This is a genomic window from Empedobacter sp. UBA7494 (genome assembly GCF_002478465.1).
GTDB lineage: Bacteria > Bacteroidota > Bacteroidia > Flavobacteriales > Weeksellaceae > Empedobacter > Empedobacter falsenii_B.
In genome coordinates this window covers 1-23,001 of the sequence record NZ_DLOC01000095.1, presented here as the reverse complement: position 1 = coordinate 23,001, position 23,001 = coordinate 1, and the positions used below count along the sequence as shown (strand labels likewise).

At 31.0% G+C, this 23,001-nt stretch carries 25 protein-coding genes; 11 read left to right on the top strand and 14 right to left on the bottom strand.

The annotated features are described in order from the left end of the window. Window positions 1-25: 25 nt before the first annotated feature. Together murI and hemW are read right to left on the bottom strand one after the other, a co-directional pair. Window positions 26-835, bottom strand: a complete 810-nt coding sequence (gene murI / locus B4E95_RS11415; RefSeq protein ID WP_125349482.1) for a glutamate racemase — start codon at window positions 833-835, stop codon at window positions 26-28. A 17-nt stretch (window positions 836-852) separates the two neighbouring features. Further along, complete coding sequence (gene hemW, locus B4E95_RS11410) at window positions 853-1,980, bottom strand: radical SAM family heme chaperone HemW (RefSeq protein WP_115000397.1); 1,128 nt, start codon at window positions 1,978-1,980, stop codon at window positions 853-855. A 126-nt stretch (window positions 1,981-2,106) separates the two neighbouring features. Here hemW and B4E95_RS11405 point away from each other — a divergent pair, with 126 nt between their 5' ends. After that, the gene (locus B4E95_RS11405) at window positions 2,107-2,298 is read left to right on the top strand and encodes a cold-shock protein (RefSeq protein ID WP_038330556.1); all 192 of its coding nucleotides are present in this window, start codon (window positions 2,107-2,109) and stop codon (window positions 2,296-2,298) included. A gap of 54 nt (window positions 2,299-2,352) precedes the next feature. Here the strand turns inward: B4E95_RS11405 and B4E95_RS11400 are convergent, their stop codons facing one another. After that, window positions 2,353-2,898, bottom strand: a complete 546-nt coding sequence (locus tag B4E95_RS11400; protein WP_291091614.1) for a hypothetical protein — start codon at window positions 2,896-2,898, stop codon at window positions 2,353-2,355. A 41-nt stretch (window positions 2,899-2,939) separates the two neighbouring features. Here B4E95_RS11400 and B4E95_RS11395 point away from each other — a divergent pair, with 41 nt between their 5' ends. From B4E95_RS11395 to B4E95_RS11385, 3 genes are read left to right on the top strand one after another with little or no spacing between them, the layout of a single operon-like run. Then, window positions 2,940-3,272 (top strand): MGMT family protein, encoded by a 333-nt coding sequence (locus tag B4E95_RS11395; protein ID WP_291078306.1) that lies wholly within the window; start codon window positions 2,940-2,942, stop codon window positions 3,270-3,272. A gap of 58 nt (window positions 3,273-3,330) precedes the next feature. Next, complete coding sequence (locus tag B4E95_RS11390; protein ID WP_280035614.1) at window positions 3,331-4,263, top strand: ABC transporter ATP-binding protein; 933 nt, start codon at window positions 3,331-3,333, stop codon at window positions 4,261-4,263. Between the two features lie 12 nt (window positions 4,264-4,275). Further along, window positions 4,276-5,595, top strand: a complete 1,320-nt coding sequence (locus tag B4E95_RS11385) for an ABC transporter permease (protein WP_291061717.1) — start codon at window positions 4,276-4,278, stop codon at window positions 5,593-5,595. Window positions 5,596-5,666: 71 nt separating this feature from the next. On the opposite strand, the gene B4E95_RS11380 is transcribed toward B4E95_RS11385, so the two are convergent. Next, window positions 5,667-6,563 (bottom strand): hypothetical protein, encoded by an 897-nt coding sequence (locus B4E95_RS11380; RefSeq protein ID WP_291061715.1) that lies wholly within the window; start codon window positions 6,561-6,563, stop codon window positions 5,667-5,669. Between the two features lie 177 nt (window positions 6,564-6,740). Between B4E95_RS11380 and pepE the strand changes: the two genes are divergently transcribed. Together pepE and B4E95_RS11370 are read left to right on the top strand one after the other, a co-directional pair. Next, window positions 6,741-7,463 (top strand): dipeptidase PepE, encoded by a 723-nt coding sequence (gene pepE / locus B4E95_RS11375; protein WP_291061713.1) that lies wholly within the window; start codon window positions 6,741-6,743, stop codon window positions 7,461-7,463. Between the two features lie 96 nt (window positions 7,464-7,559). Continuing rightward, window positions 7,560-8,180 (top strand): alpha/beta hydrolase, encoded by a 621-nt coding sequence (locus B4E95_RS11370; RefSeq protein WP_291091612.1) that lies wholly within the window; start codon window positions 7,560-7,562, stop codon window positions 8,178-8,180. A gap of 169 nt (window positions 8,181-8,349) precedes the next feature. Here the strand turns inward: B4E95_RS11370 and B4E95_RS11365 are convergent, their stop codons facing one another. The 8 genes from B4E95_RS11365 to B4E95_RS11330 form a co-directional block, all read right to left on the bottom strand. Next, entirely contained in the window at window positions 8,350-9,984 is a 1,635-nt protein-coding gene (locus B4E95_RS11365; protein ID WP_291091610.1) for a S8 family peptidase, read from the bottom strand. A gap of 122 nt (window positions 9,985-10,106) precedes the next feature. After that, window positions 10,107-11,708 carry a S8 family serine peptidase gene (locus tag B4E95_RS11360; RefSeq protein ID WP_291091608.1) on the bottom strand — a complete coding sequence of 534 codons (1,602 nt, stop codon included), beginning with the start codon at window positions 11,706-11,708 and terminating at the stop codon, window positions 10,107-10,109. A gap of 4 nt (window positions 11,709-11,712) precedes the next feature. Further along, window positions 11,713-12,318, bottom strand: a complete 606-nt coding sequence (locus B4E95_RS11355) for a WbqC family protein (protein ID WP_180904454.1) — start codon at window positions 12,316-12,318, stop codon at window positions 11,713-11,715. A gap of 100 nt (window positions 12,319-12,418) precedes the next feature. Next, window positions 12,419-13,981: a signal peptidase I gene (gene lepB, locus B4E95_RS11350; RefSeq protein ID WP_219033981.1), complete on the bottom strand. Its 1,563-nt coding sequence runs from the start codon at window positions 13,979-13,981 to the stop codon at window positions 12,419-12,421. Between the two features lie 26 nt (window positions 13,982-14,007). Beyond that, entirely contained in the window at window positions 14,008-14,712 is a 705-nt protein-coding gene (dapB, locus tag B4E95_RS11345) for a 4-hydroxy-tetrahydrodipicolinate reductase (RefSeq protein WP_291091606.1), read from the bottom strand. Window positions 14,713-14,721: 9 nt separating this feature from the next. Further along, window positions 14,722-15,300: a DUF5683 domain-containing protein gene (locus B4E95_RS11340; protein WP_180904451.1), complete on the bottom strand. Its 579-nt coding sequence runs from the start codon at window positions 15,298-15,300 to the stop codon at window positions 14,722-14,724. Further along, window positions 15,290-16,180: a ParB/RepB/Spo0J family partition protein gene (locus tag B4E95_RS11335; RefSeq protein ID WP_038330580.1), complete on the bottom strand. Its 891-nt coding sequence runs from the start codon at window positions 16,178-16,180 to the stop codon at window positions 15,290-15,292. The genes B4E95_RS11340 and B4E95_RS11335 overlap by 11 nt, the downstream gene beginning before the upstream one ends. Window positions 16,181-16,185: 5 nt before the next feature. After that, window positions 16,186-16,959 (bottom strand): ParA family protein, encoded by a 774-nt coding sequence (locus B4E95_RS11330; protein WP_038330582.1) that lies wholly within the window; start codon window positions 16,957-16,959, stop codon window positions 16,186-16,188. Window positions 16,960-17,374: 415 nt separating this feature from the next. On the opposite strand from B4E95_RS11330, the gene B4E95_RS11325 reads away from it, so the two are divergent. Together B4E95_RS11325 and B4E95_RS11320 are read left to right on the top strand one after the other, a co-directional pair. Further along, window positions 17,375-18,757, top strand: a complete 1,383-nt coding sequence (locus tag B4E95_RS11325) for an arginine decarboxylase (RefSeq protein WP_180904450.1) — start codon at window positions 17,375-17,377, stop codon at window positions 18,755-18,757. Between the two features lie 33 nt (window positions 18,758-18,790). Further along, window positions 18,791-19,765: a deoxyhypusine synthase family protein gene (locus tag B4E95_RS11320; RefSeq protein ID WP_219033979.1), complete on the top strand. Its 975-nt coding sequence runs from the start codon at window positions 18,791-18,793 to the stop codon at window positions 19,763-19,765. Window positions 19,766-19,838: 73 nt separating this feature from the next. Here the strand turns inward: B4E95_RS11320 and B4E95_RS11315 are convergent, their stop codons facing one another. After that, the gene (locus tag B4E95_RS11315) at window positions 19,839-20,285 is read right to left on the bottom strand and encodes a KTSC domain-containing protein (protein ID WP_038330588.1); all 447 of its coding nucleotides are present in this window, start codon (window positions 20,283-20,285) and stop codon (window positions 19,839-19,841) included. A gap of 81 nt (window positions 20,286-20,366) precedes the next feature. Beyond that, on the bottom strand, window positions 20,367-20,876 hold the full coding sequence (locus tag B4E95_RS11310) for a hypothetical protein (RefSeq protein ID WP_291091604.1): 510 nt from the start codon (window positions 20,874-20,876) through the stop codon (window positions 20,367-20,369). Between the two features lie 192 nt (window positions 20,877-21,068). Between B4E95_RS11310 and B4E95_RS11305 the strand changes: the two genes are divergently transcribed. The 3 genes from B4E95_RS11305 to B4E95_RS11295 form a co-directional block, all read left to right on the top strand. Continuing rightward, on the top strand, window positions 21,069-21,626 hold the full coding sequence (locus B4E95_RS11305) for a hypothetical protein (protein WP_291091602.1): 558 nt from the start codon (window positions 21,069-21,071) through the stop codon (window positions 21,624-21,626). 229 nt (window positions 21,627-21,855) lie between these two features. After that, on the top strand, window positions 21,856-22,350 hold the full coding sequence (locus B4E95_RS11300; protein WP_291091600.1) for a GbsR/MarR family transcriptional regulator: 495 nt from the start codon (window positions 21,856-21,858) through the stop codon (window positions 22,348-22,350). 7 nt (window positions 22,351-22,357) lie between these two features. Continuing rightward, window positions 22,358-23,001 (top strand): efflux RND transporter periplasmic adaptor subunit (locus B4E95_RS11295; protein WP_291091598.1); only part of this gene is annotated, 644 nt, incomplete at its 3' end.

Here is a 23,001-nt window from a genome sequence, read left to right as displayed (position 1 = left end):
AAAAACCGACAAATAATGGTCGGTTCTATTTCGTTTCTAAATTTTTCTCAATTAATTGAATATCTTTTCCAAAGAATTTTTTTGCCACTTTTATAATATTATCTGTATTGTCAGAAATATAAAATGTATAGTTTGCAACAGTATCTTTCGCAGCCAATTTTCCTTCTTTTGCCAATTGATAAATTACTTGATTCACGACAATTAAAGGTGAATTTACGATATCAACTTTTCCTTCAAATACTTGATTGATTTCTTTTTCCAGATGTGTATAATGCGTACATCCTAAAATAATCGAATCAATTCCTTCTAATTTTTTGTTCAATAAATACGTTTCTAAAACTGCTTTAGAAATCGTAGAATTTGTAAAACCCTCTTCGATAACAGGTACTAAGAGAGGAGTAGCCATTTCAATAACCGTAATATGTTTATTTCGACGACGAATTGCTTTCTTGTACGCGCCCGAATTTACAGTTGCTTTTGTTGCAATAACACCTATCTTTTCTCTTAATTCGAACGAAACTTTCTCCGCAACAGGCGAAATAACATCGATAACAGGAACATCTTTTCCTGCAGCTTCTCTAATTTCTTTCAACGAATTAGCGGTTGCAGAATTACATGCAACTAAAATCGCTTTACAATTATTGTCTATTAAAAAATTAGTAATGTCTACCGAAAATTGTGTAATCGCTTCTTTCGATTTTTCTCCATAAGGCAAATTTTGAGTATCGCCAAAATAGATCAAACTTTCGTTTGGTAGCAGACGTTTTATTTCTTTTGCAAACGTCAAACCACCAACTCCAGAGTCGAAAACACCAATTGGTCTGTTATCATTCATATCGCAAATTTAACAAATTAATTGATGTAAAATAATCTAGAAGCAATTCCGTCTGCGAAAAATTTTGCTTCGGGTTTCAAAATAATTTTATTTTCTTTCTTTTCGACTAAATTTTCGTTGATTAATTGATTGAGTTCTTGATGAAAAGAATTAACTAAAGGTTGAGAAAATTCTGAATTAATTCGATTTAAATCTATTCCATAAATTGTTCTCAATCCTATCATTATCATTTCATTAAATTTTTCTACTTCATTTAAAACTTCAATTTCTTGAGGTAGATTATTTTCGTTGATAGCTTGTATGTATTTAGAATTATTTGCAATGTTCCAAGCACGAGTTTTTCCGTTATAAGAATGCGCAGAAGGTCCAATTCCTAAATAATGAATTCCTTTCCAATAATTAGAATTGTGTAAAGAAAAATACTCTTCTTTTCCGAAATTGGAGATTTCATATTGAATAAAATCATTCGAAGTTAAAGTGTCAACTAAAAGTTGAAATTGTTCGTTTTGACGATCTTCATCAACCGGTTTTGTGATTCCTTTTTTGATTTGATGATCTAAAATTGTTTTTTCTTCGACTGTTAACGCATAAGAAGAAATATGTGGAACATTCAGCTCAATTGCTTTTTGCAAATTTTGCTTCCACATTTCGTTGGTTGTGGTCGTAGAACCATAAATCAAATCAATAGTGATATTTTCGAAACCAAAATCTTGCGCCAATTTTATCGAAGTTTCAGCTTCTTGTGCATTATGTGCGCGATTCATTAATTTCAAATCTTCTTCAAAAAATGATTGAACACCAATCGAAAAACGATTAATCGGAGTTGATTTTAAGAAATTAAGTTTTTCTTTATTCAAATCATCAGGATTCGCTTCGAGTGTAATTTCCTTTAAATTTTTGGTTGAATAATTTTTATAAATCGTTTCGAAAATACTTTCTAATTCAATTTCGGACAGGATAGAAGGTGTTCCTCCTCCAAAATAAATCGTTTCTAAAGGTGTTGAAATTTCATCTTTTCTGATCTCAAGTTCTTTATTAATTGCTTGAATTAAATTTGATTTATGTTGAAGATTTGTCGAAAAATGAAAGTCGCAATAGCTGCATTTTTGTTTACAAAACGGGATATGAATATAAATTCCTGCCAAAATATTATGATTTGAAGCAAAATTATAATGAAATTATAGGCTAAAAAAATTGTTATAAAAAAAACTAAAAATTAATATTGGTTTTGTAAATAAATCTTATATCTTTATCAACGAAAATAAAATACTATGAATAAAGGAACTGTAAAATTCTTTAATGAAGAAAAAGGATACGGATTTATTAAAGATGACGAATCAGGAAAAGAGTACTTCGTACACGTTTCTGGTTTAACAGACAAAGTAGCTCAAAACGATAAAGTATCTTTTGACTTAGAACAAGGAAAAAAAGGCATCAACGCCGTTAATGTGAAAGTAATCTAATTAATATATTATCTCAACATATTTCTTGTAAGCGACCTATTTAGGTCGCTTTTTTTATTCTTTGATTTCGTCGCTATTTTGATAAAACTCTGCATCACGAAGCAATTCATTCACGAAATGATACAATCTTCCTAGCTGATATTTTGCCAAATAATGACCATATAAACTAGCTAAATAGGTTCCTAAAGCCATAAATAATGCTATAGGAATACTCCAAATCCATACACTATTTCCTTGTACAATATATTCAGAAAACGCATAAGAGCCTAAGGTGATAAAAATGGCTCCGCTTAAACCATACAAAAATGCGAAAAATGTCCAAACATTAGAAGGTGGACCAATAATTCCTCTTACAGCCAAATAGTCAGGATGATCAACGTCATCTTCAATTCTGATTTGTAGTTGCGGATGCCAATATTTATCCTTGTCTTTGCGGACACGAATCATCGCAACTTCTTGATTGGCATAACCTCCGTATTCAGTAGAATTTGTTTCAAGGTGTTTTTTGATTAAATCAATAAATTCTTGTTTTGATAAATGCGTAAAAACCTTAAAACGTGGTCGGCTTAAAAGAGACTTAATTGGAACTTTTTGGTTCATATTCTATTACTTTCTTTAAATTTACAATAAATGTTTAGATTATGACAAAAATCATTTCTGATACTTATGAGAAAATTTATGAAATAGTTCGTCAAATTCCCGAAGGACGTGTTTCTACTTATGGATTGATTGCAAAATATATAGGTGGAAAATTTTCTGCGCGCGTGGTTGGTTATGCGATGAATCATGCACATAATCGAGAAGATGTCCCTGCTCATCGTGTTGTAAACAGAAATGGTTTGTTAACTGGAAAACATCACTTTAATCCTTTGAGTTTGATGCAACAATTATTAGAAAATGAAGGTGTGGAGATTATAAATGATAAAGTGGTTAATTTTAAAGAAATTGTATGGAATCCGAACGAATCTCATTAAAATCTGTAACAAAATTTACTTTCTTCTTACTAATTTTACAAATCAAATGATATAGAAAATGGAATTTTTATTGCAAGCTCAAGGCTTAACAAGAAAATATAAAGATAAAGTTGCGCTTAATAATTTTAGTATCAATATTCCACAAGGTTCTATTTATGGACTTTTGGGACCAAATGGTGCTGGAAAAACGACTTTTATTCGTATTGTCAACCAAATTACGGCGCCAGATAGCGGGACAATTTTGCTAAATGGTGAACCTTTGACGAAAAAATCAATCGGTCAAGTTGGTTATATGCCAGAAGAACGTGGTTTGTACAAGAATATGAAGGTTGGAGAACAGGCACTGTATTTTGCAAAACTGAAAGGTCTTTCTTCTGCGGAAGCTAAAAAACGTACCGAATATTGGTTCGAGAAACTTGATATGATGTCTTGGTGGAATAAGAAATTGAGCGAGTTGTCGAAAGGAATGGGACAAAAAGTTCAGTTTGTAATTACAGTTATTCACAACCCTTCTTTGCTCATTTTCGATGAACCTTTTAGTGGATTTGATCCTGTAAATGCGCAAATTATTGCGAATGAAATTCTTGAATTAAGAGACAAAGGAACGACAATTATTTTTTCAACGCATCGTATGGAATCTGTGGAGGAAATGTGTGATCATGTGGCATTGATTAATCAATCGAATAAAGTATTAGATGGAACAATCGAAGAAGTTAGAAATCAATTTAAGACAGGGAAATTTTCGATTCAATTGAATGAAATTCCCGCTGATTCTCTTCAAAATTTAGCGAATGAATTTGAAATTTCGGATGTTCGAAACGTTAATCAACGAACTGAATTTAATTTGTTGTACAATAAAGAAACACCAACCAATGTGATTTTAGATAAATTGATGCAAGTGGGGCAAGTTCATCAATTCAAAGAAATTATTCCTTCGATGAATGATGTGTTTTTGGAAGCCGTCAAACAAAGTTCAATTCCTAATCTTTAAGCTAATTTTCAAATGAAAAATATATTTTTAGTTGCACAACGCGAGTTCTTTTCTCAAGTAAAAAACAAAGCGTTTATTGTTATGACTTTTCTTTCGCCTTTGTTGATTGTTGGAGCAGGAGCGGTGATTTTCTTTTTGAGTTCTGCAAATAATTCCGAAGTGAAAAACATTGCAATTGTAGATGAAAGTACAGAGTTTGTAACCTCGTTTAAATCGACTAAACAAATGATGTTTAGTATTTACACGCCTCAAGAGTTGAAATCTATCAAAGATACTTTGAAAGGAAGCGAATATTTGAATGCGATTCTTCATATTCCGAAAAATACAGATGGAAATTATGAAAATATCGAGAAAAATACTGAATTAATCACAAATGGAAATCTTGGAATTACTGATCGTGAAAAACTTTCGAGAACGATTAGTGATAAAATAGTAAAAGAAAAACAGGCAAAATCTGGTATTGACAAAGCGGCTTTAGAAGCTTCTAAGGCACGTGTTAACCTGAATGTTTTTAACGTTACAGACGGAAAAGAAGATAAAGGAATGGAGTTGAAAATCGGATTATCGATGTTTTTAACTTACATTATTTTCATGTTTGTGATGATTTATGGTGTAAAAGTAATGCGTTCTGTGGTTGAAGAAAAAAATAATCGTGTTGTCGAAATTATCATTTCTTCTGTAAAACCTTTCGAATTAATGATGGGTAAAATCTTAGGAACGACAATGGTTGCAGTCACGCAATTTGCAATATGGATTGGAATGACAATGGGGTTATTGATTTTATTTCCAACAATTGCTGCTTCAAGAATGGATATGTCGCAACAAATGATGAATCAAGCACAATTAGCCGAGACTAATCCAGATATGATGCAAAAAGTAACAGAAATTAGCGAAGTATTGTTAACGTTTAATTATCCGTTAATCATTTTTGCTTTTATTTCTTATTTTATCTTAGGATATTTGTTCTACAGCTCTGTTTTCGCGGCAATTGGTTCTGCGGTTGACAATGATACAGATACGCAACAATTTACATATTTTCCTTTAGTTCCGATGATGATTGGACTTTACGGAAGTATGACAACTTTCGAAAATCCTGATGGTCCAGTTGCTTTTTGGTTATCAATGATTCCATTGACTTCTCCCATCTCAATGATTACTCGAATTCCGTTCGATGTTCCGATTTGGCAATTAGCTTTATCCTTATTTTTGCTGTTAATCAGTACAATATTTATGGTTTATATTGCTGGAAAAATCTATAGAATTGGGATTTTAATTTATGGTAAAAAACCAACTGTGAAAGAAATGGTGAAATGGATTTCTTACAAAAACTAATTTCACACAATTTATAAAACCAAAAAAAGAGTTTGATTTATCAAGCTCTTTTTTGATGATAGATATTCGATTTATTTTGTAATCAACGTAAATGTTTTATTCATAATAGAATCCACCTTAAAGGTTAATTTATCTGCACCTTTTGCATTTAAATGATCTGAATTTTTGAAATCTTTTTTACTGAAACTTTTATTATTGATAAAGTAATCGATGAAAATGACATTATCATATTTCGATAAGCGATTAATATTATTTTTTAAGTTGAAATATTGAGGTGTTTTTATAACATAATTTTTATACAAATTAGTTGTAGGAGTAGCCAATAGAACAACTTTTATATCATTTGATTTTGCTTGTTTTATAATTTGTTCTAAATCATGATAATTTGTTTTTATAATACGTTGTATTTGATTTGAATTCAAATTTGCACGATGTCTTTCAAACGTTTTTTTAGCATAAATACTATCATTCCAACTTGGTTCGTATCGTTTTTTTATATATCCATTAGTGTCTATTGTCAAATTATTTTTATCCTCAATCCAATAATCTTTTATTCGATTATAATTAACTTCAATGGGTTCTGAAAAAATTTCGTAATTAAGATTTAAGTCATTATTATTTATATCAACATTCCAATAAATTGAATAATATTTTAACTTTTTTTGATTAAAATCATTCAATTGTTTTGTAAACGAAAAATACGAAATGGGAATAATAATGGTTTTTAAATTGGGTAAATATTTTCGATTTTGTTCAAAAATTTTATAATCTAAATCTAGTGATTGAGCAGAATTTGCAACATTAAAAGTTTTATTGGTAAATAATTTTGGATTGAGCCCTGTAAAAGTATGTGAACTTCCAAGAATCAAAGTTTCTATTTGTTTTCCATTTTCTTTTAAATAATCTGCTTTGTATTTGTAAGCATTCGGAATTTTTCGAAGCGTTTGTTCTATTCCAATTATTAGCATAATAACAACTATGAATAAAGGTATAATGAAGTGTAATAATTTTTTCATGAAGATCTAGAAATCTTGAAATTTCATTTTTTAGAATTGTACAAAAATAAAGTAATTCGTTATAATTTTTTGTCAATTTTTCAACTACTTTCTTATTTTAAACTTACTTTTGAGTTAAAATTCGATAACATGATAAATCCAAATGATAGACTATTGGTGATAAGTACGAGTACTATTCACGGTTATAGTTTTTTAGAATATATAAAAGATGAAATCAAAGAATTTATTAATTCTGATGAAATCATTTTTGTTCCCTATGCGCGTCCTTCGGGAATTTCGTACGATGATTATACGCAAAATGTAAAAGATGCTTTGCAAACGGTTGGAATTTCTGTAAAAGGTTTGCATACTTTCGAGAATAAAAAAGAAGCAATTTTACATGCGAAAGCGATTTTTATTGGAGGAGGAAATACATTTTTATTGCTAAAAACGTTATATGAACTTGGTTTGGTCGAAGAGTTGAGAAGTGCTGTACATAATGGAACGCCATATATTGGAACTAGCGCAGGAAGTAATTTGACAGGTTTAACAATTGGAACAACAAACGATATGCCGATCGTTTATCCACCAAGTTTTGATGCATTGCAATTTTTACCTTTTAATATTAATCCGCATTATTTGGATCCTGATCCTAATTCTACGCACAAAGGAGAAACAAGAGAAACACGTATCAATGAATTTCACAAGTTTAATCATCAAGTTGTAGTTGGATTGAGAGAAGGAAGTTGGCTTCGTGTAGAAAATGGAGTGGTGGAGTTGAAAGGAAAATTATCGGCCCGAATTTTTAGACAAAATGAACAACCAATTGAGATTGAATCTGGTATTTTAGAAGAAAAAGTTTATAGAATATAGAAAAACTCTTCACTTTTCAGTGAAGGGTTTTTTTGTTATATTTGATTGATTTAAAATTGAATAATGAAATATTTGTTGATTCTCATAATTGGTTTAATGAGTTGTTCGCAACATAAAATATCTAAAAGTGTAAAGGACAAAGATTATATCTTTTTTCTCCATAATAAATATTTAGAAACACATAACGATGGTGATTATGATACAGTTTATAAAACTAAAATTGAATATTCTAAAGTTTTGAATTCATTCAGGAATGACGGATTTATTGTGATTAGCGAGAAAAGAAAGCCAAAAACAGACGGAATAATATATGCAAAAAAGGTTGTTAATCAAATTGATAGTTTGATTAATATAGGAGTTGGACCTAATCATATTACGGTTGTAGGAACTTCCAAAGGTGGTTATATTGCGCAATATGTATCAACTTTTAAAAATAATCCTCAAATCAACTATGTATTTATAGGTTCGTTTCAAGAAAGTGATTTAGAAGAAATGCCTGATATAAAATTTTCTGGAAATGTTTTAACCATTTACGAGAAGTCTGATGCATTTGGTGTTTCAGCTATAAAACGTAAAGAAAATTCAACCAATAAAATCAATCATTTCAAAGAAATTGAATTAAATAATGGCTTAAAGCATGGTTTTCTTTATAAAGCTCTTGATGAATGGATTGAACCAAGTAAAAAATGGGCGAGGAGAAATTATGATTTTAAATAAATGATTCATTTATAATTTTTCCTAAAAATCACTCGAACTGACAATTTTTATTCAATCTGTACAAGAAATATCTTATACAAAAAAAGGTTAGACTCTAAAAAAAATAGAATCTAACCCAAGTTTATTTTGTTACTTAAATACTATAAGAAATGGTGATATTAAGATTTCCTTACTTCAATTTTTTAGCAACATACATTTTTTCTGCTAATTGAACAGCTTTGTACGCATCAACAACACCGCCTGTTACAGAAATATCTGTTAAAGCAGGATTTTTGTTGACAGATTCTAACAATATTTGTTTGATATCTGTTGCAGTTAATTTAGGATAATGTGCCCAAACCAAAGCCGCAACTCCTGCTACAACTGGAGAAGCCATAGAAGTTCCGCTTTCATTTTTGTATTCCCCATCTTTATTAGGAACAGTAGAATATATTTCATTTCCTGGCGCAAAAACATCTACAGACTTTTTACCAAAATTAGAAAAACTTGCTCTTAAATTGTCATTATCCATTGTATTTGCTCCAACTGTAATTACGTTTTTAGAAACTTCTACACCTTTGTCGTCATAAACGGTAGGGAAGTGAATTTCGTCATCAATATTTACGTTTTCATTTCCTGCAGCTTTAATCAATAAAAGACCTTTTTTCTCCGCATATTTAAATGCATCCCAAACAATTTGTTTATCTGGAGAATAAGCTTTTCCAAAAGACATGTTCAAGATTTTTGCTCCATTATCTGCTGCATAACGAATGGCATTTGCAACATCTTTATCGCGTTCGTCACCATTTGGAACTGTACGAACTGACATGATTTTTACATAACCATTTCCTGCGATTCCATCCATTCCAATTCCGTTTCCAGATTTTGCAGCAATAATTCCAGAAACGTGCGTTCCGTGCATAGAATCAGGACCGTCTACATCATTATTTCCGTAAAAACGTTCTGATTTATCAGCATAATTATCACCAACAATTGGACGAGGATCTAATTCTGTATTCAAGTTAATTTCAACTTGTTCTTTGTAGTATTTTGTTCCTTCAGAAATTTCATTTCCAACTTCTGTTAAGAAATCTTTCATCGATTTTCCTTCCCAAGCTTCTTTCGGAACCATACCAAAAATAATAATCCCTTGTTGTGCTTCTTTAGAAACAGGTTTAAAAGACATCATATTTTTTTCATTCAAATCTTTTTCGCCCCATTCTTTAATCAAAGCAGGAAATGCAACAGAGAAAATATCATTCATCTGTACATATTGCGCTGCATTTTGTTTTGCTTCGGCTAATTTATTTTCGAACTCAGGTTTTATTTTTTGATATTCTTCAAATTCTTTTGGAAATTTCGTTTTGTTTGAAGCTGCATCTTTACTTTTTTCGAATAAATCGCGGTATTTTACAAAAAGACGTGTTAACTCTAATGTGTCTCCATCAACATTTTTACCATCTTTTCCTCCGATAAAATTCCAACCGTGAATATCATCAACATATCCATTTTTATCATCATCAATTCCATTTCCAGCAATTTCTTTGCTATTTGTCCAAATATTATCTTTTAAATCTGGGTGAGTAATCTCAACTCCAGAATCTAAAACACCAACAATTAACTGTGAAGGTTTACGTTTTTTTGATTCTAAAAATTGTAAAGCTTTTTGAGTATTAACACCATAAACACCACTTTCTTCGAAAGATTCGTGTTGCCAATATTTTTGATCAACTTTAGGCAATGGTAGAGCAGTTGTCGTTTCTTGTGCGAACGATACCACACCAATAAACATGGCAACTGATATACTTAATAAGAATTTTTTCATAATTGATTTATCTATATGTCGAGAAACAACCGAAATTGTTACATCTAAAATTATCTCGAGTTTAAACGCAAAAAAGGCTCCAAAATTTGAAGCCTTTTTATAATGTTGTGTTAAATTTAAAATTATTTCAATTTACGTTGTTTGTAAATTTCTTCAGCTTTTTGCACAGCTTTGTAAGAATCTACAACACCACCTGCAACAGAAATCTCTTTTAATTGCTCATTTTTATTAACTGTTTCCATTAAGATATTACGAATATCTTCTGCAGTTAATTTTGGATAATGTGACCAAACCAACGCTGCAACACCAGCAACAGCAGGTGAAGCCATAGAAGTTCCGTTTAAGAAACGATATTGATCAACCCCTGGATATGTTGCATAAATCTCTTGTCCTGGTCCAAAAACATCTACCGATTTTTTACCATAGTTAGAGAAACGAGCTTTTAAAGCATTTGGATCTTTAGTAGAAGCACCAACCGTAAGAACAGATTTAGAAACAACATTTCCATTTCTGAAATTAGTTGGATAATGTACATGAACATCAATATCTTCGTTGCTATTTCCTGCCGCTTTAACGATTAAAACACCTTTATCAGAAGCATATTTGAACGCATCCCAAACTAAATCTGCATCAGGAGAATAAGGTTTTCCGAAAGACATATTCAAGATTTTTGCTCCATTGTCAACTGCGTAGTAAATTGCATTTGCAACATCTTTATCGCGTTCGTCTCCATTTGGAACTGTACGAACCGACATAATTTTTACATTATTTCCTCCTGTTGTTCCTTCAGAACCGATATTATTTCCTCTTACAGCACCGATAATTCCAGCAACGTGAGTTCCGTGAGAAGACTCAGGTCCGTTAGAATCTCCGTTTCCATAAAAACGCTCTTTCTTATCATTTGGATTGTCAACATTTTTACGATCAACCAAATCTAAATTTAAGTGAGAAGATAAAGCATCTCCCTTCGCAGCACGACGAGCAGCTCCTAAATAGGTATTCGAAACTTCTTTCATCGTTTTTCCAATCCATTGCTCTTCTTTCAATTCACCAAAAATCCACAAAGCTTCTAAGATTTGAGAATCTGTTGGTTGATAATTCTTTAAAATATCTTTTGATAATTTAGTATCACCAAACTCAAGAACCATTTTATTTACACCACCTTCCACTGCATTCAATTTAGATTGAGCAACTTGTTGGTTATATTTTGCTTTTCCTACAGCACTTAAATACTCTTTTTCAATTTTTTGAAATTCAGCATATTCAGTAGGGTTTTTTACAATAGCTTCATGATTTTTCTTTTGATCGAAAGTTGCGTATTTAGATGATAAAGCTTTGTAAACACGTGTTAATTCAGTTGTATCATCATTGTAATTGATTCCTTTTGCAGTTCCTAAAAAAGACCAACCGTGTACGTCGTCAATGTAACCATTTTTGTCATCATCGATTCCGTTTCCTGGAATTTCTTTTGGATTTGACCACATATTTGCTTTCAAATCTTCGTGAAAATTTTCAACACCACTATCTAAAACTCCTACAATAATTGTATTTGCTTTTCTTTTGTTGTCTTTTAAGAATTGTAAAGCTTGATCTGTATTTACACCATAAATACCTGTTTGTTCTACACCTGCATGATACCATTTTTCTTTTGGTACTTCTGTTGTTTGTGCTTGAGCAAACCCTAATGTAAAGGCAAATCCTAAAGCAATAAATAATTTTCTCATGTTGTTATTTTATTAAGTTTTTTAAATATACTGCGGCACTTGGCCCTTCGCTAAAAAGTAAATCTAAGATACTCAAACCTTCTATAAACTCAAATTTATCATCAAAAACTTGTGCATATTCTGGTAGGTTATACTGAGGTGCTTTTTTAGCAGAAAATTGATTTCTGAAATCATTTTCAGGATTCAGATCTTGATAGGTTTCAGTTTTAGAAATCTCCAAATCTAAGCTTAATTTCTTGTTGATGAAATCAATTGTTTTTAGATTAAAATCTAAAAGAAATTTCTCTTTTTGTTCTAAAATTGGAATAATTTCATCTTCATAATATTCAAAATATGGAGAACTTTGATAAGCTGACTTTAAAGATTTGATGTGTTCTTTTTGCCAATCATATTCATAAGAAGGTTGCAAATCTTTGAACAAACGTGTTCCGTTGTGTAAAATTGGAATATTCAACATTAATTTACCATTTGCACCCAAAATATACATGCGGTTACGGTAAGTTTGCTTTTGAAAATTTTCTTGAACTTCGATATCCAAAGTTTGGCTTTTTACCATTTCTGCATAGTAATCAATCGGTCCAAAATAAAAAGCTGCAAACGTATTTTTCATTCTATTATTTTATATGGAAATGTGCATTACAAGTAGCTTATAATGCACATTTATAGTGTTGTTAATTTTATAATTTAGAGGATTTTAATCGCTCTTTTTATTAATATTTGTTCTTCTTTTTCTCTTTACGAGCTTTTACAATATCATATCCAATCCAACCAATTAAGGCAATTAGAACATAAATTCCGTAAGAAGTTTTGTCAGGATTATCATTATTAATTGATGTAAAGAAACGATTCCAAATAAATTTCTTAGGAGCAGCAGGCTCGAACATTCCGTTCATATTTGCCCAAATCATAATAGGACGACCAATAATATGATCTTCTCCAACATAACCAAAGAAACGTGCATCTAATGATTGATTTCTGTTATCACCAACCATAAAATAGTAATTTTGTTTGATTTCGTATTTATCTGTTTTTTGATCATTGATAAATACATCAAACTTACCGTTTGTAGAATCAACTCTTAATGTATTGTTTTCATAGCGACGAATAATGTTAATATATTGCGCTAAAGTCTCTTTGTTAACATCAACTACATCACCTTTTTTCGGAATGTATAAAGGTCCGTATTGATCAGGATTCCAGTTTTTGTTTACTGGAAAAATAGTGTTTGTACTATCAATTTTTCCATTTACAATATGTTCCGTTTTTTCACCTACAGGTTGTAAAATAGGTTCAACAGAAACTACATTTGCATTAGATTTCATTGCTGTAACATGAGCATCAGTCAAAGCTGCAAATTGATAAATAAATGTTCCGTCGCTTTGTTTTGCAGCATTATAATCTGTACTTATGATTCCAAAATTATCGTATAATAATTTATCACTGAAAGGAGTTTTTACAACAACTGTATAAGCATGCTGAACTTGTGCATCTTTTTTCGGAATGAATTTTTTATCGTTTACATATAAAACTCCATTACGAATCTGTACAGTTTCTCCTGGTAAACCAACTAAACGTTTTACATAAGCATCTTTACGATCGATCGCATTGTAAATAGAATCTGTAGGATAGTTGAAGACAACAATATCATTCGATTTTAAATCTCTCCAACCTGGAATACGCATATAAGGTAGGCGAGCTTTGTCGATAAAACCATCTCGGTAAATAAATTCTGAGAATGGAATTCCGATTGGTGTCATAGGAACACGCGCTCCATGACTTACTTTTTCTACAAATAAAGCATCACCAATTTTGATTGTATTTTCCATCGATCCTGTTGGAACAATCATTGGTTGAATAAACCAGTTATGAACCAAAGTTGCTAAAACAAGGGCAAAAATTAAGGAAGAAACAAATGTTGGTTTGCGTTTTTCTGGACCTAAATATTTTGGATTATCAGAATAATTAACCGCAAAAATGTATAAACCTAAAGTCAAAACCATAATGACTTTGTCTTTTGTTTCAATTTTTCCGTAAGAATCTCCTAAATCAACAAAGAATACTAACCAAAAAATAGGACCAACAATTGGCAAATAAAATAGAATAATCCACCATTTTGGACGATGGATAATTTCTAAACCTTTCCAGATATTTAGAAAAGGAATATAAGCTTGAATTGCTTGCTTTCCAGCATTTTTATATAATTTCCAAGTTGCAGCTCCAAAGATTATATTGGCAATAATAAAACCAATTAACCAGTAAATTAGTACATGCATAAGTTTTTGATATTTAGTATTTTAATTTAGTTCAGTTCAAGTACATCTTTCATTGTGAAAACACCTTGTTTATTCCAAATCCATTCCGCAGCAATCACGGCACCTAAGGCAAAACCTTTGCGAGAATGCGCCGTATGAGAAATCTCAATAGTATCTACATCAGAGTTATATTGTACGATATGTGTTCCGGGAACATCCTCGATTCTTTTTGCTTCAACTGGAATAATGTCTTTTGCTTTTTCGTCCATCGACCAAGAATTATATGTTGAATTGTCAATAATTCCTTCTGCAATTGTAATCGCTGTTCCAGAAGGTGCATCAAGCTTTTGTGTATGATGAATTTCTTCTAGATTAATTTGGTATTCGTTACGATATTTATTCATCATTCGAGCTAAAATAGAATTTAATTCGAAGAATAAATTAACGCCCAAACTAAAGTTAGAAGCATATAAAAAAGCGGTGTTATTTGAAATTGCTAAATGATTAATTTCTTCTTGTTTATCTAACCATCCTGTTGTTCCACAAATTGTTGCGATTTTATTTTCAAGTAATACTTTAAGGTTGTCGTAAGCGAATTCTGGTCTCGAAAATTCTATTGCAACTTTAACATTATTTAATTCTTCCGCAAGTGGAGTACGAGATATTTTAAGTACAACTTCGTGTCCGCGTTGAATTAAAATTTCTTCAATGGCTTTTCCCATTTTTCCGTATCCTATTAATGCAATTTTCATCTGTAATTTCTAAAATTTTAAGTTAAATGCCAATCCTAAAACTGGCTCTAATGTCATTTCATCTTGAATGACTGTTGGTTTGAATGACATTTCTGTGTCATTACGAACTGTGAATAAATGCGCATCTACTGTTGCATCTACAATATTTAATAAATAAGCTAATGCAGTTAAAGCGACACTATAATCGCGTTTTCGTTTGTAATCATCTTGAATAACTGCCAATTGCTCTGCAGATAAAATTCCTGTGAATTCGTTTGGTGTTCCTTCTCTTACCGCAATATAAGCTTTTCGGTATTTTTTGTACAAATTATTGTAATAAATCGTAAAACCTGTTCCTGTACCTACTAAACCAAGCGCAATAGGTGCTTTTAACCATTTTTTGTTATACAATTGTCCAGCACCAGGTAAAATAGCCGAATACAAAGAGGCTCTAATTGGACTTTTCTCCATTAATGCTTCTTTAGTTACGCTCATTGTATCGTTTACAATAACATTATTTTCGACAACGACTAAAGAATCCGTTTTAACTTGACCGAAAGCAAACGTCGAAGAGATCGTTAATCCAAGTAAGAATGCTTTAATTCTCATTTAAAAATTTTCTTAATCGTTCAAACTCATCATCAGAAGTAAAATTCAAAATTATTTTACCTTTTCCATTATTTGCACGTTTTATTTCAACTTTCGTATTCAATGAATTTGAAATAGAACTTAATGCTTCTTTGTACTGAGAAGGTAATTCATTTGTTGCTTTTTTCTCAGGTTTACCTTCTTTTATCGATTTGATTAAACGTTCTGTATCGCGAACAGATAAATTGTTTTTGACAATTTTTTCGTAAATATCAAATTGTAAATCAGTATCATCAATAGCCATTAAAGCGCGACCGTGTCCCATTGAAATCATTCCGTCACGAATTCCTGTTTGGATAATTGGGTCTAATTTTAATAAACGCAAATAATTGGTAATAGACGTTCTGTCTTTCCCAACACGTTTACTTAATTCTTCTTGTGTTAACTTGATTTCATCAATCAATTGTTGGTAAGAAAGCGCAATCTCGATCGCATCTAAATCTTGACGCTGAATATTTTCGACCAATGCCATTTCCAGCATTTCTTGGTCATTTGCTAAACGTACATAAGCTGGAATTGTTTTTTTACCAGCTAATTGTGAAGCGCGAAAACGTCTTTCACCAGAAATCAATTCATATTCACCAGTTGGTTTTTTACGAATCGTAATCGGTTGAATAACGCCTAATGTTTGAATAGACGAAACCAATTCCTCTAAAGCTTTTTTATCGAAATTAGTTCGTGGCTGCCAAGGATTCGCGGTGATTTTTTCTAAATCTATTTCCAAAATGTTTCCAACCAATTTCTTTGCACCTTCATCTTGTGCTGTTTTTACAGTTGGTTCATCCTTTAATAGAGCAGATAATCCACGTCCTAAGCGATTATTTTTGTTTGGCTTTGCCATTTTATTTAAACTGTATCGTTGTTGTTAATTAAAAATTCACGCGCTAAATTTAAGTAATTTTCTGCACCTTTACTTGCTGCGTCGTACTGAATAATTGTTTCGCCAAAACTTGGTGCTTCTGACAAACGTACATTTCGAGTAATAATTGTTTTGAAAACCATTTGCGGAAAATGATTGTTCACTTCGTCTAATACTTGATTAGAAAGGCGTAAACGCGAATCATACATCGTCAACAATAAACCTTCAATATCCAGTTCTTTGTTGTGATGTTGTTGAATTCCTTTTATCGTATTTAATAATTTTCCTAAACCTTCTAATGCAAAATATTCGCACTGAATAGGAATAATCACAGAATCTGCAGCTGTAAGCGCATTCAAAGTAATTAAACCAAGTGAAGGCGCGCAATCTATAATAATATAATCATATTGATCTTTGATTTCTGATAGCGCGTTTTTTAACATGTATTCGCGGTTCTCGTAATCTACAATCTCAATCTCGGCAGCAACTAAATCTAAATGAGCAGGCATCAAGTCTAGGTTTGGCGATTCTGATTGTAAAATAGCTTTGCTCGCAAGCACTTCATTTTCCAATACTTCATAGGTTCCAGCTTCGATTTCATCCAAATCAAAACCCAAACCAGATGTTGCATTTGCTTGCGGATCTGCGTCAATTAATAAAACTTTTTTCTCTAAAACACCTAATGAAGCGGCAAGGTTTAACGAAGTTGTCGTTTTACCAACACCACCTTTTTGGTTAGCAATAGCAATAATTTTACCCATAATTTACGTTCAAAACGATTTCAAAAATACAATATTTAACCTTGCTAAACCTTAAAGAAAAAATAAATTTTTGAATAATTGTTGAATATTTGTTTTACATCATAAAACATCAGTTCTGTAAAGCTAAATTTTAATATTATTTTATCTTTTTAACAGAATTAAAAAACTTATATTTGCGACAAGTATTTTTATAATTTTTTTAATAAAAAAAGTTGATGAGTTTTAACCTTTTATTCGAAAGCGTTGAGAATAGAAAGAGCTTTAACGCAGTAGTTTTAATGAATAGAAACGAATTTAAGAATTATTCTTTCCCCTTATTGCTTCGCAATGTATATTATGCGATACGTCTGTAATACCCTAATTTTTTTGCAAAATTTTTAGAATTATTAAACACACGTAACATTTATAAAGCATAATGAAAACTAAATACATAGATTTAATCACGCAATCATTTGACTTTCCACAAGATGAATTTGAATTAGATGGAGAGTACTTAAAATTTAATGGAATTGACCTAAAAGCTTTGGTCGAAGAACATGGAACACCATTAAAATTCACATATTTGCCTAAAATTTCGCAAAACATTCAGAAAGCGAAAGGTTGGTTCGAAAAAGCGCGTGAAGAGTTAAACTATGAGGGAACTTACAATTATTGTTATTGTACAAAAAGTTCTCACTTTCGTCACATTTTAGGCGAAGCATTAAAAAACGATATTCACATTGAGACATCTTCTGCATTTGACATTAATATTGTCGAAAATTTGATTGGAGAAGGTTTGATTACAGACGATCAATATGTTGTTTGTAACGGTTTCAAGCGTGAGGAATATGTAGAAAATATTGCTCGTTTGGTAAATAGCGGACATCGTAAAACGATTACAGTAATTGACAATTACGAGGAAGTTGATTTGTTTTCTGAGGCAATTGAAGGTGATTTTGAAATCGGAATTCGTATTGCATCGGAAGAAGAACCAAAATTTGAATTTTATACTTCTCGTTTAGGAATTGGTTACAAGGATATTGTTCCTTTTTATCAGACAATGGTAAAACCTAATGAACGCATTAAATTGAAAATGCTTCATTTCTTTATTAATACAGGAATTAAAGACAATTCGTATTATTGGAATGAGTTGACAAAATGTTTGAGAGTTTATGTAAACCTTAAAAAAGTTTGTCCAGAATTAGATAGTTTGAATATTGGTGGTGGATTCCCAATCAAAAATTCGTTGAATTTCGAATATGATTACGAATACATGGCGAAAGAAATCTTGTTGCAAATTAAAATGATTTGTGATGAAGAAGGAATTCCTGTTCCAAATATTTTTACAGAATTTGGTTCGTTTACAGTAGGAGAAAGTGGAGGAGTAGTCTACAAAATTCTTTATCAAAAGAAACAAAATGATAAAGAGTATTGGGATATGATCGATTCTTCTTTTATGACAACTTTGCCAGATGCTTGGGCAATTTCGAAACGATTTGTAATGTTGCCAATTAACCGTTGGTACGATAAGTATGAACGTGTATTATTAGGAGGTTTAACATGTGATTCTGACGATTATTACAATTCAGAACAGCATGTAAATGCCATTTATCTTCCGAAATATGATCAAGCAAAACCATTGTATATCGGTTTCTTTAATACAGGAGCTTACCAAGATAATATTAGTGGTTTTGGTGGAATTAATCACTGTTTAATTCCTCAGCCCAAATATATTTTGATTGACGAAAATTATGAAGCAAAAGTATATTCAGAAGAACAAACGCATCAAGATGTGTTGAATACATTAGGATATAAATAATTAGAATTTTTAATAAAATATAAAACAAATAAAATGAGTAAAGGACCAATCAGTCAGTTTATAGAACATAACTATAGACACTTTAATGCAGCTGCTTTAGTTGACGCTGCAAAAGGATATGAGCAACACTTGTTAGAAGGTGGTAAAATGTTAATTTCTTTGGGTGGAGCAATGTCTACTGCTGAATTAGGAATTTCATTAGCGGAAATGATTCGCCAAGATAAAGTGCACATCATTTCTTGTACAGGAGCAAATTTAGAAGAAGACGTAATGAATTTAGTTGCGCATTCTCACTATAAAAGAATTCCAAATTACCGTGATTTAACACCAGAGCAAGAGCGCGAATTGTTAGATACACACTTCAACCGTGTTACAGATACTTGTATTCCAGAAGAGGAGGCTTTTCGTCGTTTACAAGAGCATTTAGAGAATGTTTGGCATGCAGCAGAAGAAAAAGGTGAGCGTTATTTACCACACGAATTTTTATACCAAGTTGTAAATTCTGGAGTTTTAGAGCAATACTACGAAATTGATCCGAAAGATTCTTGGATTGTTGCTGCTGCTGAGAAAAATTTACCTATCGTTTGTCCAGGTTGGGAAGACTCTACAACAGGAAACATTTTTGCGTCTAACGTAATCAAAGGAAATTTAAAAGCGTCTACAGTAAAATCTGGAATTGAGTACATGATTTACTTAACAGAGTGGTATCGTGCTAATTCTGATGGTAAAGGTGTAGGTTTCTTCCAAATTGCTGGTGGTATCTCTGGAGATTTCCCAATTTGTGTTGTTCCAATGATGTACCAAGATTTAGAGTGGACAGATGTTCCTTTCTGGGCGTATTTCTGTCAAATTTCTGATTCTACAACATCTTACGGATCTTATTCTGGAGCAGTTCCAAATGAGAAAATTACATGGGGTAAATTAGATGTTGATACACCAAAATATATGATAGAATCTGATGCGACTATTGTTGCTCCATTGATTTTCAACTATATTTTAGGAAACTAATCAATAGAATATATTAAGCATAAAAAAACCACTTCGATTGAAGTGGTTTTTTTGTTATATATCGTTCCGATAATTAATCTTTCATTGCTTCACCAGCTTTTCTATGCGTAAATTTTCCATAGATATGTCTTCTTGCAAAACGGCTTGGAGAATCAGAATTTACCATTTTGATGTACGTATTTTTAGGAACGCCAAAATACTCGTAATGATTTCCATCTAAATGTTCTACTTTCAAAATTTGTTCATCCATATAAAAATCATGAATGTTAGATTTTGCAGTTGTAATCGTATATTCTTCTTTGTTTTTTTCGTGCGTTTCAGGATTAATACTTACTAAAAAGTGGTATGCTTCGATCACAACTTTACTTTTTTCTTCAGCTTCTATTTTACCTGCTTCGTCGTTGATAAATTTATCAGGATGCGCATCTTTCATCGTATTTCTGTAAATTGTTTTCAACTCTTTTAGAGTTACATTTTTATCAACTCCAAGTAATTTTCTGTGTTCTACAACGCTTTTCATAATTATAATCCTTTTTTCGGAGTGCAAAAGTACGGATTATAAATCACGAAATGCGCTTAATATCCATAAGTTTCGTTAAGGTTATGATAAATAATTTTCTTTTTGTTGAGAATTTGATATTTCAATTCCAATACTATCCTTGTTTATAGAAATCAGTTTAGCTTGCTGAATAGGTTCGTTTTCGTATTCATATAGCTTTGGATCATCAGAATTAATATTTAATGTTTCAGAAACAATATCACTATAATCTGGTCTCGCGATATTGTTTGATTTTTCTAAAATAGGAAATTTAGATTCAGAATTATAGATATAAGCACGTTTCATTGCCATAACTTTTTTCGTAACTACTATTTTATATTCATCGTTTACTTTAATGGTTTGAATTGTATTCATATTGAATAAAAAACTAACGATAGATAGAAACGGAATTGCCATTGGTAAAATGCTCAATCCAACTAAAGCAAAAAGTAAAAAACCATAAATTTTGATATAGATAATTTTCCAAAATTTAATAACGATGTAAAAGGTGAAAATAATCCAAGTCCAAGCAAGAATTTGATAGGTATATTCTCCTTTTAAATTCAACCCCATAAGGTTTAAACTCAATAAAAATAAAATGAGGAGAACTGAAGAAATGATGTAGATTTTGAGTGATTTTGGCATTTAGGTTATGATTTATTTTTTCGAATATACATTATTTATATGATTTAATCGTTTTGTGTAAAATGAATTATCTCGAATATTTTTGTAATTTTAAGCAAGCTAACAACAAACAAAATAAGTATGAAATTGAAAGACGTTCCTGAATTGAAAAATTCTATTTTAGATCTTCCTTCAAAAGAAAAAGATAAACTTCTTTTGCGTCTTATCAATAAAGATGAAACTTTAGTAGAACATTTGCATTTTCAATTATTAGAGGATGAAAATGATTTGCAAGATCGTGTAAAAAATATTTATGAAAAGATTGATTTGCAGTTTGAAAAGTCTCATCACTTAATTAATCATATTAACATAAATAGAAGTCATCGTCAATTGTTGTTGACGTTAAAAACATTGAGTGGAATTGTGAACTATCATGTTCAAATTACGAAAGATAAAGTGTCAGAATTTGAATTGAGAAAATATATCATTCAAGAATCTTTTAGTCGTTATCCTTATCTTTTTGAAACTTATACAACAGGAGATAATGCAGAAAAATTATACAATTATCAACATGGGAGATTGAAATTGATTTTTTCTATTTTTGAAAAATTTCATGAAGATTTAAAATTCGATTATTTAAACGATGTTGATGAAATTAATAATTTTTTAACAAAAACTCCTATAAATTTTAAATCTTAATAATTCTTTTAAACAAAAGGTTGCTTATGTAATATTGTGTAAAATATAATTAATTATGCTATAATAGCTTTATTTTTAATTTGTTTGGTCTATTTTTTGTTAGGATTTATGATGTGAATTAACAAATTATTAATTTAATTAATTGTTAAATATCGAAAAAAATATAGTTAGTTCTGTGTAAACCGAACTAACTATTTTATATTTGCATGGTTTTGTAGATTATATAATTATGAATATAAAAAATCAAGCATGTAATTTGGATCTTTTTTGCAGCTTTAGTGCTTTTTTGGAGAGAACTTATGGTTTTCCTCCACTGACGGCTAAGTTGCAAGCATACATGATTTTAGAATCAGATGAGGAGGGATTTACTTTCGAAGAACTTCTTGAGGTTTTTAATGTTAGTAAAAGTTCCTTATCAAACTCTATTAACTACTTACTATCGATGAAACACATCGAGTACATAAATAAAATTAATTCTAGAAAAAGATATTTTAGATTAAATTTTAATTATTTGACAGAAAAATTAGAATTTTTATTTGAAATGATTTCTCAAGATATAGGTTATACAAATCGAATAAAAGAACATAAACTAGCGAATAATACGCTTTCTAAAAATGTTGATAATAGAGTAGTTGATATCTATTTGGAACATCTTAATCAAACAAAAGTGATATTAGACGAGACAATACAAAAAATAAATAAAATTCAACTAGAAAATAAGTAAAAGTAATATGAAAAACGTTAACGTTATAATGGTTGGTGCTTTGGCAATAGCTTTGAGTTCTTGTGGAAAGAAAGACAATGTTGCTGCTCAACAAGCACAAGGTCCAACGCCTTATCCGGTAGTTGATGTGCCTACGAAAGTGGTAACGAGTTATGATGAATACCCTGCAAATATTCAAGGTATTGTAAATAATGATGTTCGTGCAAAAATCCAAGGATATATTACAGAAGTTTATGTTGATGAAGGTCAATATGTACAAGCTGGTCAACCTTTGTTCAAATTAGAGACAAATGTTTTAACTCAAAATGCGGATGCTTTAAAATCAGGTGTTGGTGCAGCGCAAGCTAATGTAAAAGCGGCTCAGGCTAATGTAAGTGCAGCAGAAGCGGCAGTACAAGCAGCTCAAGTAGAGGTAAACAAATTGACTCCGTTGGTACAGAAAAATATTATTAGTAATGTACAATTAGAAACTGCAAAAGCTAATCTAGCAAAAGCACAAGCGAGTTATAATCAAGCTGTAGCTGCTAAGTCTCAAGCGCAGGCTGGTGTTACTGAAGCTCAATCAAATTACAAAGGAGCTCAAGCAAATGTAGATTATTCTGTTGTTAGAGCACCTATTAGTGGAGTGGTTGGTTCTATTAATTCTCGTCA

Bases quoted from the DNA above. Each gene is read 5' to 3' on its own strand.
- murI (WP_125349482.1), bottom strand. From the start codon at position 835: ATGAATGATAACAGACCAATTGGTGTTTTCGACTCTGGAGTTGGTGGT.
- B4E95_RS11405 (WP_038330556.1), top strand. From the start codon at position 2,107: ATGAATAAAGGAACTGTAAAATTCTTTAATGAAGAAAAAGGATACGGA.
- B4E95_RS11400 (WP_291091614.1), bottom strand. From the start codon at position 2,898: ATGAACCAAAAAGTTCCAATTAAGTCTCTTTTAAGCCGACCACGTTTT.
- B4E95_RS11395 (WP_291078306.1), top strand. From the start codon at position 2,940: ATGACAAAAATCATTTCTGATACTTATGAGAAAATTTATGAAATAGTT.
- B4E95_RS11390 (WP_280035614.1), top strand. From the start codon at position 3,331: ATGGAATTTTTATTGCAAGCTCAAGGCTTAACAAGAAAATATAAAGAT.
- B4E95_RS11385 (WP_291061717.1), top strand. From the start codon at position 4,276: ATGAAAAATATATTTTTAGTTGCACAACGCGAGTTCTTTTCTCAAGTA.
- B4E95_RS11380 (WP_291061715.1), bottom strand. From the start codon at position 6,563: ATGCTAATAATTGGAATAGAACAAACGCTTCGAAAAATTCCGAATGCT.
- pepE (WP_291061713.1), top strand. From the start codon at position 6,741: ATGATAAATCCAAATGATAGACTATTGGTGATAAGTACGAGTACTATT.
- B4E95_RS11370 (WP_291091612.1), top strand. From the start codon at position 7,560: ATGAGTTGTTCGCAACATAAAATATCTAAAAGTGTAAAGGACAAAGAT.
- B4E95_RS11365 (WP_291091610.1), bottom strand. From the start codon at position 9,984: ATGAAAAAATTCTTATTAAGTATATCAGTTGCCATGTTTATTGGTGTG.
- B4E95_RS11360 (WP_291091608.1), bottom strand. From the start codon at position 11,708: ATGAGAAAATTATTTATTGCTTTAGGATTTGCCTTTACATTAGGGTTT.
- B4E95_RS11355 (WP_180904454.1), bottom strand. From the start codon at position 12,318: ATGAAAAATACGTTTGCAGCTTTTTATTTTGGACCGATTGATTACTAT.
- lepB (WP_219033981.1), bottom strand. From the start codon at position 13,981: ATGCATGTACTAATTTACTGGTTAATTGGTTTTATTATTGCCAATATA.
- dapB (WP_291091606.1), bottom strand. From the start codon at position 14,712: ATGAAAATTGCATTAATAGGATACGGAAAAATGGGAAAAGCCATTGAA.
- B4E95_RS11340 (WP_180904451.1), bottom strand. From the start codon at position 15,300: ATGAGAATTAAAGCATTCTTACTTGGATTAACGATCTCTTCGACGTTT.
- B4E95_RS11335 (WP_038330580.1), bottom strand. From the start codon at position 16,180: ATGGCAAAGCCAAACAAAAATAATCGCTTAGGACGTGGATTATCTGCT.
- B4E95_RS11330 (WP_038330582.1), bottom strand. From the start codon at position 16,959: ATGGGTAAAATTATTGCTATTGCTAACCAAAAAGGTGGTGTTGGTAAA.
- B4E95_RS11325 (WP_180904450.1), top strand. From the start codon at position 17,375: ATGAAAACTAAATACATAGATTTAATCACGCAATCATTTGACTTTCCA.
- B4E95_RS11320 (WP_219033979.1), top strand. From the start codon at position 18,791: ATGAGTAAAGGACCAATCAGTCAGTTTATAGAACATAACTATAGACAC.
- B4E95_RS11315 (WP_038330588.1), bottom strand. From the start codon at position 20,285: ATGAAAAGCGTTGTAGAACACAGAAAATTACTTGGAGTTGATAAAAAT.
- B4E95_RS11310 (WP_291091604.1), bottom strand. From the start codon at position 20,876: ATGGGGTTGAATTTAAAAGGAGAATATACCTATCAAATTCTTGCTTGG.
- B4E95_RS11305 (WP_291091602.1), top strand. From the start codon at position 21,069: ATGAAATTGAAAGACGTTCCTGAATTGAAAAATTCTATTTTAGATCTT.
- B4E95_RS11300 (WP_291091600.1), top strand. From the start codon at position 21,856: ATGAATATAAAAAATCAAGCATGTAATTTGGATCTTTTTTGCAGCTTT.